13 protein-coding genes are annotated in these 18,296 nt (G+C 44.2%); 6 read left to right on the top strand and 7 right to left on the bottom strand.

Going from position 1 to position 18,296, the window contains the following annotated elements; all coding sequences use genetic code 11:
• Nucleotides 1–285: 285 nt before the first annotated feature.
• The 5 genes from EKG39_RS03005 to EKG39_RS02985 all read right to left on the bottom strand — a co-directional run bounded on the left by EKG39_RS03005 (nt 286) and on the right by EKG39_RS02985 (nt 7,294).
• Entirely contained in the window at nt 286–471 is a 186-nt protein-coding gene (locus EKG39_RS03005; RefSeq protein WP_126504064.1) for a DUF3545 family protein, read from the bottom strand.
• A gap of 226 nt (nt 472–697) precedes the next feature.
• Nucleotides 698–2,335, bottom strand: coding sequence for a glucose-6-phosphate isomerase (gene pgi, locus EKG39_RS03000; RefSeq protein WP_126504062.1), 1,638 nt, complete (start codon nt 2,333–2,335; stop codon nt 698–700).
• A 13-nt stretch (nt 2,336–2,348) separates the two neighbouring features.
• The gene (tal, locus tag EKG39_RS02995; protein ID WP_126504060.1) at nt 2,349–3,305 is read right to left on the bottom strand and encodes a transaldolase; all 957 of its coding nucleotides are present in this window, start codon (nt 3,303–3,305) and stop codon (nt 2,349–2,351) included.
• Nucleotides 3,306–3,572: 267 nt separating this feature from the next.
• Nucleotides 3,573–4,673, bottom strand: coding sequence for an OmpA family protein (locus EKG39_RS02990; RefSeq protein ID WP_126504058.1), 1,101 nt, complete (start codon nt 4,671–4,673; stop codon nt 3,573–3,575).
• Nucleotides 4,674–4,927: 254 nt separating this feature from the next.
• On the bottom strand, nt 4,928–7,294 hold the full coding sequence (locus tag EKG39_RS02985) for a phosphoketolase family protein (RefSeq protein WP_126504056.1): 2,367 nt from the start codon (nt 7,292–7,294) through the stop codon (nt 4,928–4,930).
• Between the two features lie 427 nt (nt 7,295–7,721).
• On the opposite strand from EKG39_RS02985, the gene EKG39_RS02980 reads away from it, so the two are divergent.
• A complete protein-coding gene (locus tag EKG39_RS02980; RefSeq protein ID WP_126504053.1) occupies nt 7,722–9,173 on the top strand; it encodes an alanine/glycine:cation symporter family protein in 1,452 nt (483 codons plus the stop codon).
• A 134-nt stretch (nt 9,174–9,307) separates the two neighbouring features.
• Nucleotides 9,308–10,081 (top strand): peroxide stress protein YaaA, encoded by a 774-nt coding sequence (gene yaaA / locus EKG39_RS02975; RefSeq protein ID WP_126504051.1) that lies wholly within the window; start codon nt 9,308–9,310, stop codon nt 10,079–10,081.
• 137 nt (nt 10,082–10,218) lie between these two features.
• Here yaaA and EKG39_RS02970 read toward each other — a convergent pair whose 3' ends face one another.
• Nucleotides 10,219–11,652 (bottom strand): M28 family metallopeptidase, encoded by a 1,434-nt coding sequence (locus EKG39_RS02970; RefSeq protein WP_126504049.1) that lies wholly within the window; start codon nt 11,650–11,652, stop codon nt 10,219–10,221.
• A gap of 135 nt (nt 11,653–11,787) precedes the next feature.
• Here EKG39_RS02970 and EKG39_RS02965 point away from each other — a divergent pair, with 135 nt between their 5' ends.
• Nucleotides 11,788–12,084: an ArsR/SmtB family transcription factor gene (locus EKG39_RS02965; protein WP_012141537.1), complete on the top strand. Its 297-nt coding sequence runs from the start codon at nt 11,788–11,790 to the stop codon at nt 12,082–12,084.
• 142 nt (nt 12,085–12,226) lie between these two features.
• Here EKG39_RS02965 and rpsT read toward each other — a convergent pair whose 3' ends face one another.
• Nucleotides 12,227–12,493, bottom strand: coding sequence for a 30S ribosomal protein S20 (gene rpsT / locus EKG39_RS02960; protein ID WP_126504047.1), 267 nt, complete (start codon nt 12,491–12,493; stop codon nt 12,227–12,229).
• Nucleotides 12,494–12,739: 246 nt separating this feature from the next.
• Between rpsT and murJ the strand changes: the two genes are divergently transcribed.
• From murJ to ileS, 3 genes are all read left to right on the top strand, one after another.
• The gene (gene murJ, locus EKG39_RS02955) at nt 12,740–14,299 is read left to right on the top strand and encodes a murein biosynthesis integral membrane protein MurJ (RefSeq protein WP_126504045.1); all 1,560 of its coding nucleotides are present in this window, start codon (nt 12,740–12,742) and stop codon (nt 14,297–14,299) included.
• A 97-nt stretch (nt 14,300–14,396) separates the two neighbouring features.
• Nucleotides 14,397–15,332 (top strand): bifunctional riboflavin kinase/FAD synthetase, encoded by a 936-nt coding sequence (gene ribF, locus EKG39_RS02950; protein ID WP_126504043.1) that lies wholly within the window; start codon nt 14,397–14,399, stop codon nt 15,330–15,332.
• Nucleotides 15,333–15,363: 31 nt separating this feature from the next.
• Entirely contained in the window at nt 15,364–18,186 is a 2,823-nt protein-coding gene (gene ileS, locus EKG39_RS02945) for an isoleucine--tRNA ligase (RefSeq protein WP_126504041.1), read from the top strand.
• The last annotated feature ends 110 nt before the right edge of the window (nt 18,187–18,296 follow it).

The following is an 18,296-nucleotide window of genomic DNA, read 5'->3' as shown; positions in this document are numbered from 1 at the left end:
ACGACTTTAGGTAAATTTCTATCCATGACGTTCAGGGTCTAAAGCGTTCCATTCGCTTCGAAGACATTTCCCATATCCTTATGGGTCAGATGAAGGGAATGTCATGAAAATGTCTGGAATATCTTTTATCCATGGACTCTTTGTATATAAAGAGCGACATATCTCTTTGTTACTAGAAGTCCAGACACAAGGTAAATTTCCATCCATCCATGGGAAATTTACATAAGTGTTCCAGACACAAAAAAGAGCGCCTTAAGCGCTCTTTTCATTTGAATTTTAACTTATTTACATCAGGAGGTTATCGAGTTCGCAGCTGAAGTTGGTATCTATGTCTTGAAGTTCCTTAAGTAAGCGATGTTTTTCCTTCAACGCTTCAATCTCACGCCATTTACGCTTCTTGTTGGAGCTTCTTGAGCGACTCGGTCTTTCTACGACTGTATCTAGCGCACTACCATAATCTAATCGATTCATGGCAACCTCCTGTTGTTTTATTTTTTGTTCAACAATTAAATACCACACTTTTAAAATAGTGTGCAAGAAGAATGTTTCGGAATTGTTAAATCGGAATGAAGGTTTTGTGGCGATTAATTTTTAATTTTAGAGCTAACTATAAAGAAAAGTTGAAAATTTGGAGTTATGGGCTAGCGAATAAAAAAAAGCCAGTGAAAACTGGCTTTTTTTACGGCAGATATTTTGGCTAGATTTTTTTCTGTCGGAACATGTTGATCAAGCCATTGCTTGAACAGTCCAGTTCAGTTGCATTATTTTCAGCACTGAGTCTATCCAGAACATCATTACCTAATGTCTTACCAAGCTCGACTCCCCACTGATCGAATGAGTTTATCTGCCAGATGGCACCCTGAACAAAAGTTCTGTGCTCATATAAGGCGATTAACGCACCTAGTGTCTGTGGGGTTAACTTATCCATTAAAATGGTGTTACTGGGCTTATTACCCTGCATCACCTTATGCTTGGCTATTACGCTTTTTTCATCAGCTGGCAATTTGCTATCGGCGAGCTCTTTGAGTGCTTCTTCATATGAGCGACCTTGCATGAGTGCCTGGGTTTGACCAAAACAATTTGAGGCAAGTTGTACATGATGCTCACCAAGAGGATTATGGCTCTGAAGTGGCATGATAAAGTCAGCCGGGATAAGGGCGGTTCCCTGATGCAATAACTGGTGGTATGCATGCTGGCCGTTTGTACCTTCTCCGCCCCAGATAACAGGCCCTGTGCTGTGATCGACCTCTGTGCCATCTAAGGTCACAGATTTGCCATTACTCTCCATATCCAGTTGCTGGAAGTATGCAGGTAAGCCTCTCAAGTAATGATCATAAGTTAAGACCACATGAGACTGAGCGTCATGGAAATTGCCATATAGCAATGAGAATAGACCCATGATCACCGGCATATTCTCAGAAAGTGGCGCATTAATAAAATGTTGATCCATTTCATTTGCGCCGCTTAGCAAGGCTCTGAAGTTATCCATCCCAATCAATAAAGCTATCGGGAGTCCGATGGCAGACCAAAGAGAGTAACGACCACCAACCCAATCCCACATGGGGAAGATATTATCTGCATCGATACCAAATTCAGTGGCTTTGGCTACATTGGATGTAACAGCGACGAAATGCTTAGCAACGTCAGCCTGAGAGCCACCTTGTTCGATAAACCAGTCTTTTGCACTTAAGGTATTAGTTAGTGTCTCTTGGGTACCAAATGATTTAGAGGACATGATGAATAGTGTGGTTTCAGCATTGAGAGGTTTTAACTTCTCAACAATAGAACTCGCATCAACATTAGCAACAAAATGGCAATTTAGCTGCTTGCTCCAATAGGGTCTTAGTGCCTGTGAAACTATCTTTGGTCCCAGAAAAGAGCCACCAATTCCGATACTGACAATATCGGTGATCTTCTTGCCCGTGTAACCCTTCCAATTACCGGAACTGACAGCGTCGACGAACTGTTCCATCTGCTGCTGCGTCTCTTGCACCTCTTGAACAATATTAACACCATCAAGCATTATTTCTTGTTCAGGCTTTGCACGAAGCGCAGTGTGTAGCACGGCCCGCTTCTCAGTCGTATTGATCATTTCACCATTAAACATGGCTTTGATTTTCGACTCGAGCTGAGCATCTTTTGCAAGATTGAACAGGAGAGACATTGTCTCCTGGTTTGCCCTGTTTTTGGAGTAATCTAAAAACAGGCCACAAGCCGAGGTAGACATATGGTCGAAACGTTGAGTGTCACTTTCAAAAAGTGCTCTCATATGAGCCAAGCCTTCAGTATGAGCCTTTAACGCTTTCCAGGCTTTGCCTTGAGTCAGTTCGGTCATCTTAATAATCTCCCTAGCAGGCCAATTTATCTTTCAGCATGACTTCGAGCTTACCTTGGTCGATAGCGAAGTTTCTGATCCCTTCGGCTAGCTTTTCGACTGCCATTGGGTCTTCGTTAAACTCCCAACGGAATTGCGCTTCAGTCAGCGGCTCTGCTGCAGCAACAACAGTTTCTGTTGGAACAAGTTTACGCACGACTTCAGTTTGTGAATTTGCTAACTCTTCGAGAAGCGCCGGACCTATAGTCAGACGGTCACAGCCCGCCAGTTCGATGATCTCACCTGTATTACGAAAGCTTGCGCCCATAACGACAGTGTTGAAACCGTGACGCTTATAGTAGTTGTAGATCTCTGTCACCGAGATAACGCCAGGATCTTCAGCGGCAGAGTACTCAAGACCTGTGTCTTTCTTGTACCAATCGAGTATGCGGCCAACGAACGGAGAGATAAGGTAGACCCCAGCTTCAGCACATGCACGCGCTTGGGCGAAACTAAAGAGCAAGGTTAGATTACAGTTGATGCCTTCCTGCTCTAACTCTCTGGCGGCGCAAATACCTTCCCAAGTCGAGGCGAGTTTGATGAGAATACGAGATTTATCAATTCCGGCTTCTTTATACAGCTTAATAAGTTTGTGAGCTTTAGTTATTGAACCTGCTCTATCGAAAGAGAGTCTGGCATCGACTTCAGTTGAGATTCTGCCAGGGACAATCTTTAAGATCTCTACACCAATATTGACCGCAAGCTTATCACCGGCATCTTCGACCTGTTGCTCTAAGGAGTCACTCTGTGATTTTGCCCACTCGATAGCATTTTGAATAAGGTGAGCATAATCGGGGATCTGAGCTGCTTTTAATATTAAAGATGGATTGGTCGTTGCGTCTTCCGGTTGGTAACGCTTTATGGCTTCAATGTCACCGGTATCGGCAACAATAGTCGTAATTGATTTGAATTGTTCGAGTGTATTAGGCATAAAAATAACATCCTTCTTAAGAAGCAGCTTAAGGTTCGTGATTTGCAACAGGTATTAGAAGCGATCTTGATGATATTTCCAACCATAAATGAAAAAAAATTACAGGAAAGTTGTAAAATATCAGTAAAAAGGGTTTTTAAACGTAAGATTGCTAAATAATACTAGCCAAAAATGAGTATTTGAGAGTATAGCTCTTAGGTCGATATGGATACAGATAAAAAAACCGCCACACTGAAGTAGCGGTTTCTTATATAAATGTGAGCCCGGTTATTTTATCAAGGCTTCTTTTCTAACACCTGTCACATGAGCTTCGATACGTCGGTTAGCCTTGTTGGCTTCATTGCTACGACCTTGGATAACGGGTTTGGTTATACCAAAACCTTTAGCCGATACACGATCTTTGCTGATACCGAACTTATTAATAAGTATCTCGGCAACTGCATTTGCGCGCTTATCGGAAAGCTGCATATTGTAATCGGCTTTTCCTACATCCGATGCGTGACCTGAGATAAGCACTTTAGATTGCGGGTTCTTATTCATATAGTTAGCAAGTTTTTCAATTCTTGCGATAGATTCACTCTTAACAACGGATGAGTCGTTGGCGAATAAGATTGAGCCCAGATCGCGTTGTTCGGTGATCTGCTTATAGATAGAGCAACCATTAGCATCGACTTTATGAGTTGCTGGAGTATCCGGGCACTTATCGAGCGAGTCGATAACCCCGTCGTTATCAGAGTCGATAACGGCTGCAATAACAGGTGCGAGGACGGTTGGAGCAGATTTCCCGAAGCGGTAGCTTAGCTCCAGTCCCCAGTAGTTGCTCTCCATCTCAAGGGTGTTCCATCTGTCTTCATCAAGGTTTTCATATCTGCGGTATTTAGCCTGAAGCTTGAGGTTTTCGGTGATGTTATACCCGATACCAGCCCCTAAGTAAGGCGCAACACCACTATCACTATAATACTCACTACCGTATTCTTTGTTGTTTGATAGCAGGTAGTTCATTGCGCCGGCTTCTACAGATAGGCTCCAGCGGTTAGCAATAGGCCAGAAGCCGACCACACCTAAACTCATCCCTTTAGCGCCTACATCATTGAGTTTGTTAGAATAGTCTATCCATTCGGCGCGCCCAAGATCCCGATAACCGAGTTCAACACCAAAATAGTCGTTGAACAGGTAGCCACCGAAGACGTCCCATGCATAAGGAGCATCCTCACCGCAGACCTTCATGGTTTTCATGTCGCAGCTGGGCTCGTAATTGTTAACACCCAGTCCGCCACCGACATACCAGGGGGTGAGTTCTTGTGCTGCGTTTGCAGCGAATGGAAGCATTGAAGTAAGCAGAATTGCTTTTACTGTTTGGTTCATCATCTCAAATCCTTTTTTGTTTTCCGTTCCCCATGCTGTCTTATCATCTGATAAAACACGGCTAGCATTTTGAAGAGGGGATCCTTTGGCTTATCTGCCAGCTGGCGATATTATCCATTGCTTTTGTGATCTCAAGCAAGCTTATTATTGGCTAAGCAGTGATTTTTCAGCGTTTATTCATAGTTTTTCAGGCAAAAAAAAGTGCACTCTAAAAGAGTGCACTTACTGTTATCAGCTTATGACTTCTGGTTGGTTCTCTATCGAGTCCATACCCAGTTTTCAAGGCTGATTGGGTCTACACCGTTAGCCTTGATGTAGTTTCTGTGGTCAACTAAACGCTGTAGCATATCGGTTGTTATTGCAACATGCTGAGTTTCATCGATCACGCCTTGTTGGAATAGCTTGTAAGCCATATCAATAACTAAGTGATAACGTGAAGTACCGTTACGAACACCCATATCGAATGGAGTAGTCGTTGAACCTTCCTCTTCATAACCCTTGATTCTGAAGCGCTCGCTGCCCTTATAATCGAATACAAGTTTCTTGATGGTGTTCGGGTAACCGTGGTAGTTGAATACAACACCCTTATCGGCTGTAAATACTTCGTCCATTAACCATGGCTTGCTTTGGAAGTCGAGGCTACCAAGACCGCTGCTGGTTAATTCAGTAACACTGACGAAACGGATACGAACGCGTGGTAGAATTTCTCTGATTAATACCAGAGCTGCCATCGCTTCTTGAGTGACATAATCACCACAACCAACCAGAACAACATCTGGATTGTCATCTGATGCGAAGTCCCAAACCATGACACCGTCTTTAGCCTGTTGACGTGCTTCATCAAGTGATAACCATTGTGGCAAGTCTTTCTTACCTGCAACGATGATGTTTAGCTTGTCACGATCCGCATAGGCACGCTCAGTGTAAACCAATGTGCTGTTACCATCTGCAGGTAGATATGCAGAGATAATCTTAGGGTGTTTCTCAAGCATAGCACCCAGGAATGATGGGTTCTGATGTGAGTAACCGTTGTGATCCTGACGCTCTAACAGTGAAGAGAGAACGACGTTACATGATGGTACCGGCTTACGGAAGTGTACGCCCTGGCTCGCATATACATACTTACAGTATTGGTCAGCCATTGATGAAACAACTTGAGAGAATGACTCATAAGTTGGGAACATCGCGTGACGACCTGTCACTGTGTAGCCGTGCATCATACCGAAAAGCAAGTTCTCAGATAGCAGCTCGATGACACGACCGTCACGGGCCATATCTTCGTCCCACTCTTCGATTGGCCACGTCCATGCTCTGTCTGTCTCTTCGAATACGGCTTGAAGCTGGTTCGAATAAGTTTCATCCGGGCTGAAGATACGCAGGTTACGCTGGTCACGGTTGAGTTTCATTGCGTCACGCATCCACTCACCCATCTTGTACATAGATAGGCCACGTGTACCACGAGGCGTTTCTGCACCGTAAGCGAGTTTAGACAGATCCGGGTTTGCAAGAGCACGAACCACTTCACCGCCGTAGCTTAAGTGTTGACGGCCACAACATAGATCTTTTGGCGGAAGAAGAGTCTGGATCTCTTTATCGAAGATTAGCTCGCCTTTATCGTTGATTGAGTAAAGCTCATCGAACTTATAGCTTGCTAACCAAGTGTTTAGGGCGTCTAGATGACCCTTGTCGGTAGCACACTTGTTAACGATAACCTGGTGAGATTCGCAGTTACCCTCAAGCTTCTTACCATTGTACTCAGCAGTACCGGTCCAACCTTTAGCGGTACGCATTAAGATGACAGGCCAGCGTGGCTTAACAACATCTTCACCGCTGCGTGCACGTTTCTGGATATCTGTGATCATCTCATATGACTTGTCCATGGCATTTGCCATCTGAACGTAGACGTCTTCTTCAAGCTCGTCATCGACGATGATTGGGTGGTAACCCAGACCACGGAATTCAAGATCAAGTTCTTCGTGACTCATACGACCCATACGAGTTGGACCAGAGATCTTATAACCGTTGATATGAACGATTGGTAGTACCGCACCGTTAGTGGCAGGGTCTACTAAACGGTTTGCATACCAAGAAGCAGCAAGAGGACCGGTTTCTGACTCACCATCACCAACCAGACAAGCTGCAATCAGATCAGGATTATCTAATACTGCACCCCAGGCAACTGAAAGTGAATAACCTAGTTCACCACCTTCCAGAATTTGTCCAGGTGCTTCCGGGTTAGCGTGTGAAGGGTAACCATAAGCTGCAGAGAACTTCTGACAGATATCAGTGATACCTTCTTCATTGTATGGAATAACATCTGGGTAATAATGGCTAAGAGAGCCTTCCATGAAAAGGTTAGCTTGTACTGCAGGGAAACCGTGACCTGGGCCTACTAGGTAGACGAATGAGCGGTTGTTTTTAACAATTAGACGGTTGACGTTAGCGTAGACAAAGTTGATACCAGGGCAAGTACCCCAGTGACCTAGTAGTCTAGGCTTGATATCTGTGTGTGCAAGTGCACGCTTATGCAGTACGTTTTTCTTTAGATAAATTTGCGATGTCGCTAGAAAGTTTGTAGCTCTTACAAATTTCTTTAACGCGCTGATCTCTTGCTGTTGTGACATAAATAACCCCATTTATAGTAAGCAAAAAGTTAACCAAAGCTCATATTCGGTACTATATTTGTAATTTTATTACAAAAATGTGTTCTACATCTTATTTCGGTAAAGTTATTAAATTTCTTAAATGTTGCCAGAAAGCGAGTAAATCCTTTGTTGAATCAGTTACAACAGTAACTTAGTATTGTTTATCCATGTGATTCTAGTGTTATCTAAATGCTTAAATGTGATCTGTGTCACATGGTGATTTTTTCATGCTATGCTATTTTGCTGCATCGAATTTGGTGAGCATGATGTAAAAAATCATGAAAGGACAATTCTAAAAGATAATCTCACCGACATTCTTTGATCAAATTGGGAAGGAAATTTAACGTCAAACCCGGTCTAGGCAGTTTTTGCCAGTCCGCTTTTGTCATGGGGATAATAAATAATTATGTTTGAGACTCTGATTAACGCGATTGAATCTGCGGTCAATGCCATAAATGGCTTGTTGTGGGGGAGCGTACTTATATATGTACTGGTTGCTGCCGGTATACTATTTACACTTCGCCTTGGGTTTATTCAGTTTCGCATGTTTGGTCATGGTGCCAAATTAGTGATTCAAGGGCGCAACAAGACTGATGGGATATCTTCATTCCAGGTTTTTTGTACTTCAATGGCTGCACGAGTCGGTACAGGTAATATGGCGGGTGTTGCCGTTGCTATTACTGTTGGTGGTGCTGGCGCTATTTTCTGGATGTGGTTGATTGCACTTTTAGGTATGGCGACGGCATTTATCGAATCGACCTTAGCTCAAGTGTATAAAGTTAAAGATAGTGAAGGGCAATATCGCGGTGGCCCCGCTTACTATATGGAACGCGGCCTCGGTAAGCGTTGGATGGGAAGCATCTTCTCCATTCTACTTATCATAGCTTTTGGTTTTGCTTTCAATGCGGCGCAAGCTAATACCATGACCGATGCACTTAATAATGCTTTTGGTTTTGATAAAACCATAATCGGTATTGTTATCATGCTTGCCTCTGCATACATCATTTGCGGTGGTTTGAAGAAAGTAGCCAGAGCATCAGAGCTGATTGTTCCCGTTATGGCTGTGGCTTATCTTGTCATTGCCCTTGTGGTGCTTGTGATCAATATCGATCAGGTCCCGGCGGCGATCTCATTAATCGTTAAGAGTGCGTTTGGTTGGGAAGAGGCTGCCGGTGGTGCAATGGGAGCTATGATGGCTGGTATTGCTCGCGGTCTGTTTTCAAACGAAGCTGGTATGGGCAGCGCGGCAAATATTGCAGCCTCTGCTACACCTAACCCAAACCACCCTGCATCTCAGGGTTTTGTTCAGATGATTGGTGTGTTTGTCGATACGCTGGTGATCTGTACTGCTTCTGCTGCAATTATCTTGTTGTCCGGAGTATTAAATAATCCAGATGGTCAGCAAGGTATTGGACTCTTACAATTGGCCTTAACCAATGAGCTGGGTAGTTGGTCGGCATACTTTATTGCCTTCGCTATTATTCTGTTTTGCTTCTCTTCGATTATCGCTAACTATAGTTATGCCGAAAGCAATGTTATGTTCTTGACTCAAAGTAAGAAGGTACTGTTTATTTTCCGTGGCTTGGTGCTTGCTATGGTGATGGCTGGCTCTGTTGCCTCGTTAAGTCTGGTTTGGAACTTTGCAGACGTGTCTATGGGGCTTATGGCTCTGGTTAATATTGTTGCGATAGTTATGTTATCTAAAGTCGCTTTTGCAGTGATTAAAGATTATGAGCGTCAGGTTAAAGCTGGCTTAACTCCGGTTTTTGACAGCAGTCAGTTCCCTGAAATTGACGAGCTGGAAGAGGGGATATGGGTGATGAAGGAAAATACCTCAGCAGAATCTTCGCCAGAGTAAAACCGAGTACAATATTATTGAGCTGACGTTCGGTTGAATGAATTAGCACAATCTAAAAAACCACGCGAACTAGCGTGGTTTTTTTATGGGGCTCTGGGTATGATAAGCCCAGACGAGATATTAGAGGATAAGGGATGTTAGTTTTAGTTTCACCAGCAAAAACATTAGATTATGAAAATGAAGCAGGCACAAGCGAGCATACTTTACCTAAACTGGTTCAACATAGTGAACAACTTATCGAAGAGTGCCGTAAGCTAACCCCATCTGATATAGCATCACTTATGAAGGTAAGCGATAAGATTGCCGGTTTAAACGCGGCCCGATTTGCAAGTTGGAGTCGGGATTTTTCTACTGATAATGCCAAACAAGCCCTTTATGCATTTCGTGGTGATGTCTATACCGGACTGGATGCCGACACTTTATCTCCGCAGAGTATTGAGCGCGCACAGAAACACCTCAGAATTCTCTCTGGTTTATACGGTTTACTCAGACCATTAGATTTGATGCAGCCATACCGCCTCGAGATGGGGACCCGGCTAGCCAACACCAAAGGGACGAACCTGTATCAGTTCTGGGGAGATGTGATAACCGATGAGGTTAATCTGGCTCTATCGGAACAGGGCGATGAGATTGTGGTGAACCTGGCTTCTAACGAGTATTTTAAGGCTATTAAACCTAAGTCACTAAAGGGCTCCTTGATCACTCCTGTTTTTAAAGATAGAAAGAATGGTCAATATAAGGTGATAAGTTTCTTTGCTAAACGTGCCAGAGGCATGATGGTGAGATACATCCTGGATAACGATATTAAAACCCTCGCAGGGCTAATCGAGTTTGATGTTGCAGGTTATTACTACTGTGAAGCCGAGTCGACCGCACTGGCGCCTGTTTTCAAGCGAGAGGAACAGTAGTTAACAGCTTTCAGTATGGAATGCCTTCTTTAATACAAAAAGTTGAATATAAGCCGTCGAATATAGTCGATTATTTATATTCAGGATTAAAAAAGCAGCCTTAGGCTGCTTTTTTTAATGAGAAGCCAGACTCTTGCTTATTTTGCTTCTATTATAACCGGCTTGAGGTTGGACCCGGCTGTAAGGGGCCTGAGTTCAACTTCTGACTGGGCCATCAGGTAGGCAAATTGCGCGTAGGCTGCGACGTTCTGTTGCAATGCCATCGGGTGGATTTTATCCAAGGTATCGTTTGGCGTATGATGGTAATCAAAGTAATCATGACCATCTTGTCTGAGTGAGGCTACTGGAACACCTTGTTTTGGTAGCATGGAGACATCAGGCCCTCCTGAAGCTGTATTACTACCTAACTTAACCCCATTGTCTTCCATAGGACTGCTGACCGCTTGTATCGCTTCTAAGGCACTCTCGTTTACCCTAAAATCTATCTGGTAAATCCGACCCGCACCAAAGTCCGACTCAGCAGCAATGTAATGTTTTTCCAGCTCATGCTTATGGGCTTTGGCGTAAGCTTTACCGCCCACAAGGCCGACCTCTTCGGCGGCATAAAGTACCACACGAACGGTTCGCGCAGGCTTTTGAGGGAGGTCTTGAATTAACTTGCCCGCCGCCGTGACTATGGCAACACCGGCTCCGTCATCAATTGCGCCTGTGCCTTCATCCCACGAGTCTAAGTGGGCACCGATTAGCACTATCTCATCAGGTTTGCTGTCGCCGGTAACCTCTGCAATAACATTGTAAGAGGTCGCAAAGCCATGGCTTTGTGATGACATAAAGAGATCGAGTACAACATTCGGATCTCGTTTCAAAATCTGATTAATAAGATCGGCATCCGGATTCGACATCGCCGCTGCAGGGATCTTTGCAACGCCATCCTTGTACCTCATCATTCCTGTATGCGCCATTCTGTCATGGTCGGTGCCAATGGAGCGGATGACGATAGCTTTAGCTCCTTTCTGTGATGCGCTAATAGCTCCCCTGGAGCGTCCGCCCACGGTTTTACCATAGCCTTTGCCTGTCTTATGGCGTTCGGTAATATGATCAATAAAGACAATTTTTCCTTCAACATCACCTTTATCAGCAAGCTTTAATGATTCTAATGTGTCAAATCTTACGATAGAGGCTCTAATGCCCTCTTTCGGGGTGGCAACACTTCCCCCCAATGCTGTGATCACTAAAGGTTGTGAGAAAGGCGAGATCACTTTGGCTTTAGCCTCTCCCCTGGACCATACGGGAACTTGAACGGCTTCTTTATAGACTTTATCGAAGCCCAGTTGGCTTAACTTATTTTCAGCCCACTGAACGGCAAGAAGATCTTTTTCGCTTCCCGCGAGTCTCGGGCCAACTTCGACTGTGAGAGATTCCACGAGATCATAAGCGAGAGGGGAGTTTAATGCGCTTTGCTGTAACTGTTTGGTTATTTTTACATTTGGTTCTTCTAACTGGATGTGTTGGCAGCCAATTAACCCAGTGAAAAATAGGCTAATGAGCAGAGTACGACGATAGATTTTCATAAGTTTCCTTTGTTTTTATTACTTATGTCCCACTTTTGAAAACAATCTAGCAAAAAGTGTGCTTTATGTCCCGACTATATCTGTAAGGCAACGCTATATTAGTGGCGGGGATTGTTTTAGGAGAATTTGCGAGTAATGAATATTGAATTAATGCAGCAACGGGCAGATCATGCCGTTGTGATGTTGAAAGCTTTGGCGAATGAACGCCGTCTCTTTATCCTATGTTACCTTCTTAGTGAAGGAGAGATGTGTGTAGGTGAAATGAACAAGAAATTGGGGTTAAGCCAGTCTGCTTTATCTCAACATTTAGCCTGGCTGCGTAAAGATAATTTGGTCGAGACCCGTAAGGAAGCTCAAACCGTATTTTACTCTCTGAAGAGTAAAGAGGTGTCGGAAATTATCAAGCTGCTGAATAATATCTACTGCCATTAGGCATGTTATTCATCTTCAACTGACAAAGTTAACTGATTTTGTCAGTTTTTTTTGTGCCTGAATTTTGAATATCCCGGCTAAAGGCAAAAAACAGATATAAAAAAACCGGCCTAGGCCGGTTTTTTAAACGCTAAATCTAAAATTAAGCAGCAAGTGCTTTGATTCTAGTGTTCAAGCGTGCCTTATGACGTGCAGCTTTATTCTTATGAATAAGGCCTTTAGTCGCCATACGGTCAAGGATTGGTTGTGCAGCATTAAATGCTTCAGTAGCCGCTGTGTGATCGCCTGCATTGATTGCTGCGATAACTTTCTTTACGTATGAACGTAACATTGAGCGACGGCTAGCGTTATGCTGACGACGCTTTTCAGATTGAAGCGCGCGCTTCTTTGCAGACTTGCTATTAGCCAAGGTGCAACTCCTAAAAGGGTTAGATATTTTAAAGGTCGGGAATATGCCCTATTTTTGTCATTTTGTCAATGACAATGATTGAATCTTTATCCTAAAGATAAATTAATCCAACCAACTTGGCTATCTTCAACCTAACTCGTGTAATATGATGCGCAATTCTAGCAGCTATTGTTGGAAGGTGACAGGGGGAAAATCAACTTTTTGAGACTACTCGCCTGAAGTTTTCGGCTCCATTCAGGGGGTTTTTTGAGTAAAAAATTAATTAAGTCAGGCATTATCGTTAGTGCAATGACCTTAGTTTCTCGTGTTTTAGGTTTAGTCAGAGATGTTGTGATTGCGAACCTAATGGGAGCGGGGAGCGGTGCCGATGTGTTTATCCTGGCGAATAAAATCCCTAACTTCTTAAGGCGTCTGTTTGCCGAAGGCGCATTTGCGCAAGCATTTGTACCTGTATTCACCGAGTATCAGCAGAAGCAATCCGATGAAGAGGTTCGTCTGCTCATCGCTAAAGTTACCGGGACATTAGGGGTACTGGTCAGTATTGTCACTCTAGTCGGTGTGCTTGCTTCGCCTGTTATCATTGCACTGTTTGGTAATGGTTGGTTCGTCGCCTGGGTTAATGATGAACCCAGCGGTGCTAAATTTGAACTTGCCTCTTTCTTGTTAAAAATCACCTTTCCTTATCTGTGGTTTATCACCTTCACGGCGCTGGCTGGATCTATCCTCAATACTCGAGGCAGATTTGCCGTTTCAGCCTTTACACCCGTTTTCTTAAACATTGCGATCATCAGCGCTGCCCTGTTTGTTGCACCTGAACTTGAGCAGCCAGAAATCGGTCTGGCATTAGGGGTATTTTTTGGTGGTTTAATACAGTTTCTGTTTCAACTGCCTTTTTTACTTAAAGAGAAGGCCCTTGTTAAACCTTCTTGGGGATGGAATCACCCTGGCGTCACCAAAATAAGAACCTTGATGATTCCTGCGATTTTCGGGGTATCGGTTTCTCAGATAAATCTATTGTTTGATACCTTTATTGCCAGCTACCTGATGACCGGCTCAATCAGCTGGTTATACTATTCAGATCGTCTGCTCGAATTCCCCCTAGGCTTGTTTGGTATCGCTATTGCTACTGTGATCTTGCCTGCATTATCTAAAAAACATGTCAATGATGAGGGTAAAGGCTTTGAAACGACCATGAACTGGGGAGTGAAAGCGATATTATTACTTGGCATGCCAGCAATGTGTGGCTTGATCATCCTTGCCAAGCCTATGTTAATGGTTCTGTTTATGCGTGGTGCGTTCACTATCGATGATGTGGAGATGGCATCCTATAGTTTGATGGCTTACGGCAGTGGTTTGTTGAGTTTCATGCTGATTAAAGTGCTGGCCCCCGGTTATTATTCTCGGCAAGACACTAAAACGCCGGTTAGGTATGGCATCATAGCTATGGTGAGTAACATGGTGTTTAACGTCATCTTTGCAATTCCATTTGGGTATGTTGGCTTAGCTATTGCGACCTCCCTGTCGGCATTGCTGAACGCAAGTTTACTCTATCGCGGCCTGCATAAAGCTAACGTTTACCGGGTAAACAGACAAACCGGACTCTTCTTCTTAAAAACATTATTGTCTTGTTTAGTGATGACACTTGTATTAATACAGTTTTTACCCGGTCAGGATACCTGGCTGCAACAAGTGTTTTCGCAAAGGGCAATATCACTCTTAGGTCTGATTGGCTTAGGGGCTGTGAGCTATTTATTGAGCATGATACTGCTGGGAATTCGTCCCTGGAAGATTAAAACCGGACTATAAATAGTGGTTCAATGTAAGAGCGAGCAAGATCATTGCTGATTATCCATGTCAGCTGGTATATAATCCGCCCACTTAAGCTAGCTAGTTATTTAATGTAATGGAACTAATTCGCGGTATACATAATATTTTACCAGCACATCATGGTTGTGTTCTCACTATTGGCAATTTTGATGGCGTCCATCGTGGACATGCTGAAGTTATTTCGAAGCTAGTAAAGAAGGCTCGACAATTGAAGGTTCCGGCGACATTGATGACCTTTGAGCCTCAACCACAAGAGATGTTCAGGGGCGAAAGTGCACCTGCCAGGCTTAGTATCTTGAGAGATAAGATCTTCTTACTCGAAGAACTGGGTATTGACAGGTTAGTGTGCATTAACTTTAATGCAAAGTTCGCTAACTTACCTGCTGAAGATTTTATCGATAAGCTATTGGTTGAATCTCTTGGGGTGAAGTACCTGGTTGTCGGTGACGATTTTTGTTTTGGTAAGCAGCGCAAGGGCAATTTCAATATGCTCAAGTCTGCCGGTGAACAGCACAGCTTTGCAGTGGTTAGTACCCAGAGTTTTCTTCTTGGTGATAAAAGAGTCAGCTCAACAGAGATCAGACAGTTACTTGCCAAAGGCAAGATGGAGCAAGCCAGACGTTTACTCGGCCACCCATTTACCCTTTGTGGCAAAGTAGCGCACGGTGAAAAAATTGGACGAACATTAGGTTTTCCAACCGCCAATATTGCTTTGAAACGCCAAGTTTCTCCCGTTAGAGGAGTGTTTGCCGTTAAGTTATATTGGGATAATAGCGATACTTATGAAGGTGTTGCTAATGTAGGTTTTAGGCCTACAGTCAATGGCCAAGTATGCCAATTAGAAGTACACCTTTTTGATTTCGACGGTGACCTGTACGGGCGAACTGTTGAAGTCGAATTGGTAGCAAAGATTCGAGATGAGCAGCCATTCCAATCACTGGAAGCGCTGAAGAAACAAATTAACAATGACGCTAACAAAGCCAAAGCTCTGCTTGGCTGCGATGCAGGCTAAGCCTCTTGGCTAAATTAACGGTATAGGATCAATGAGCGACTATAAATCTACTTTGAATTTGCCGGAAACTGAGTTTCCGATGCGTGGTAATCTGGCTAATCGTGAGCCAGTGATGTTGAAGTCCTGGACAGAAGATGGGCTGTATCAACAGATCCGTGATAGCCGTATTGGCCGTAAGCCTTTTATCTTACATGATGGCCCTCCTTATGCGAACGGCAGCATTCATATAGGCCATTCAGTCAATAAGATCCTAAAAGACATTATTGTAAAATCTAAAACACTATCTGGTTTCGATGCACCTTATATTCCTGGTTGGGATTGTCATGGTTTGCCTATCGAGCTAAAGGTCGAACAGAAAGTCGGTAAGCCGGGACATAAAGTAACGGCAGCTGAATTTCGTGAAAAGTGTCGCGAATATGCCGCTAAGCAGGTCGACGGTCAGCGTGATGACTTTATTCGCTTAGGTGTTTTTGCCGATTGGAATAAGCCTTACCTTACGATGGACTTCGATACTGAAGCGAATATCGTTCGTTCGTTGGCTAAAGTGATCGATAGTGGCCACTTACATAAAGGTGTTAAGCCGGTTCATTGGTGTACGGATTGTGGTTCAGCTCTGGCCGAAGCCGAAGTTGAATACGAAGATAAGAAGTCTCCGGCTATCGATGTCGCTTTCGCTGCTGCAGATAAAGCTGCCTTACTTGCTAAATTTAATGTGCAGGACTGCGCAGGTTCTGCATCTATGGTTATCTGGACGACGACACCGTGGACATTGCCGGCAAACAGAGCCCTATCTGTTTCGCCAGAGCTTGATTATGTTTTGGTTGAGTTTGTAAAAGATGGCGCTACCTCTACAGTTATCCTTGCCGATGCGCTGGTAGAGTCTTGCATGGAGCGTTATGGCGTCGAGTCTCATAAGGCACTAGGTAAGGTCAAAGGGCAAGAGCTTGAGTTGTTGCGATTTAACCATCCTTTCTATGACTTTGACGTACCGGTTATTTTAGGTGACCACGTAACCGTTGATTCGGGTACCGGTGTTGTACACACGGCGCCTGGTCATGGTCAGGATGACTTCGTTGTCGGACAGAAGTACGGTCTGGAAGTGGCTAACCCTGTCGGTGATAATGGTGTTTATAAGGCTGATACAGAGATATTTGCCGGTCAACATGTGTTTAAGGCTAACGGCAATGTCGTAGCGCTTCTCGAAGAGAAGGGTGCCTTAATCAAGCATGAAAATATCATGCATAGTTACCCGCATTGCTGGCGTCATAAGACTCCGATCATCTTTAGAGCTACGCCACAGTGGTTTATCTCTATGGATCAAAAAGGATTGAGAAAGCAGGCGCTTGGTGAGATTGAACAGACTCAGTGGATCCCGGATTGGGGCCAGAGCCGTATCGAGAAGATGGTTGAGAATCGTCCGGATTGGTGTATCTCCCGCCAACGTACCTGGGGCGTGCCAATTACCCTATTTGTCCACCGTGAAACAGAAGAGTTACACCCGGACAGCACCTCTTTGATGGAGCGTGTTGCCAATAAGATCGAACAGGAAGGTATTCAAGCCTGGTGGGATCTTGATGCTCAAGAGCTTCTAGGTGATGAAGCTGATCAGTACCGTAAAGTGACAGACACATTGGATGTATGGTACGACTCAGGGTCTTCTTTCTCGTCGGTTGTAGCCTCACGTCCCGAGTATCAGGGTCATGAGATCGATCTTTATTTAGAAGGTAGCGATCAGCATCGTGGCTGGTTCATGTCTTCATTGATGATTTCGACAGCTATGAATGGCAAAGCACCTTATAAGCAAGTGCTTACTCACGGTTTTACCGTGGATGGTAACGGCCGCAAGATGTCAAAATCTATCGGTAATGTTATTGCGCCACAAACTGTGACGAATAAGTTAGGTGCCGATATCCTGCGTCTATGGGTCGCTGCGACCGATTACAGCGGTGAGATGACGGTTTCTGATGAGATCTTAAAACGTAGCGCCGATGCCTATCGTCGTATTCGTAATACTGCACGATTCCTGCTTGCTAACATCAATGGCTTCGATCCTGTTAAAGATCTCGTGGCCGTTGAAGATATGGTTGCGCTGGATCGTTGGGTTGTGCGCCGCGCCGCTGCACTGCAAGAGGAGCTGCTTGAAGCTTACGAACAGTATAACTTCCACGTGGTAACACAGAAGTTAATGCAATTCTGTTCAGTTGAGCTGGGTAGCTTCTATCTAGATATCATTAAAGACAGACAGTACACGGCTAAGGGAGACAGCCTGGCACGTCGTAGCTGTCAGAGTGCGCTTTACTTGATCTCTGAAGCTATGGTGCGTTGGGTAGCACCAATCTTAAGTTTCACCGCCGATGAAATTTGGCAGTTACTGCCGGGTGAGCGTGAGAAGTATGTCTTCACTCAAGAGTGGTATCAGGGCCTTGAGTCTGTGACATTAGAGTCAGATTTGAGTGATGATTATTGGGAGCAACTGCTAACGGTTCGTGGCGAAGTCAATAAAGTCATTGAACAAGCTCGACGTGAGAAACAGATTGGTGGTTCTCTGGAAGCTGAAATTACTCTATATGCGGACGATGCGTTGTCACAAGCATTAGCGACATTAGGAGATGAGCTCAGATTCGTTCTATTGACCTCGAAAACTGAGATTGTTTCACTATCATCTGCACCTGCCGATGCTATCGAAACCGAAATGACATCGTTGAAGCTTGGATTACATAAGGCAGAAACTGAGAAGTGTGAACGTTGCTGGCATCACAGAGAAGAAGTTGGTCAAGTGGAAGCGCATCCAACGCTTTGTACTCGTTGTGTGACCAATATTGAAGGTGACGGTGAAGTTCGTCAGTTTGCTTAAAGAGAAGTGTTAATACTAACCAAGTCGGAAGCGTAAGCTTCCGACTTTCGTTGGTCGATTCGCTAGATTTTTTTTCGCTATTATCAGTATCTATTTGATAAGACGATGTG

Origin of the sequence: Shewanella atlantica, assembly GCF_003966265.1 — a bacterium.
GTDB lineage: Bacteria > Pseudomonadota > Gammaproteobacteria > Enterobacterales > Shewanellaceae > Shewanella > Shewanella atlantica.
The sequence above is the reverse complement of the archived record's forward strand: the minus strand, read 5'-3'. Positions and strand labels throughout refer to the sequence as shown.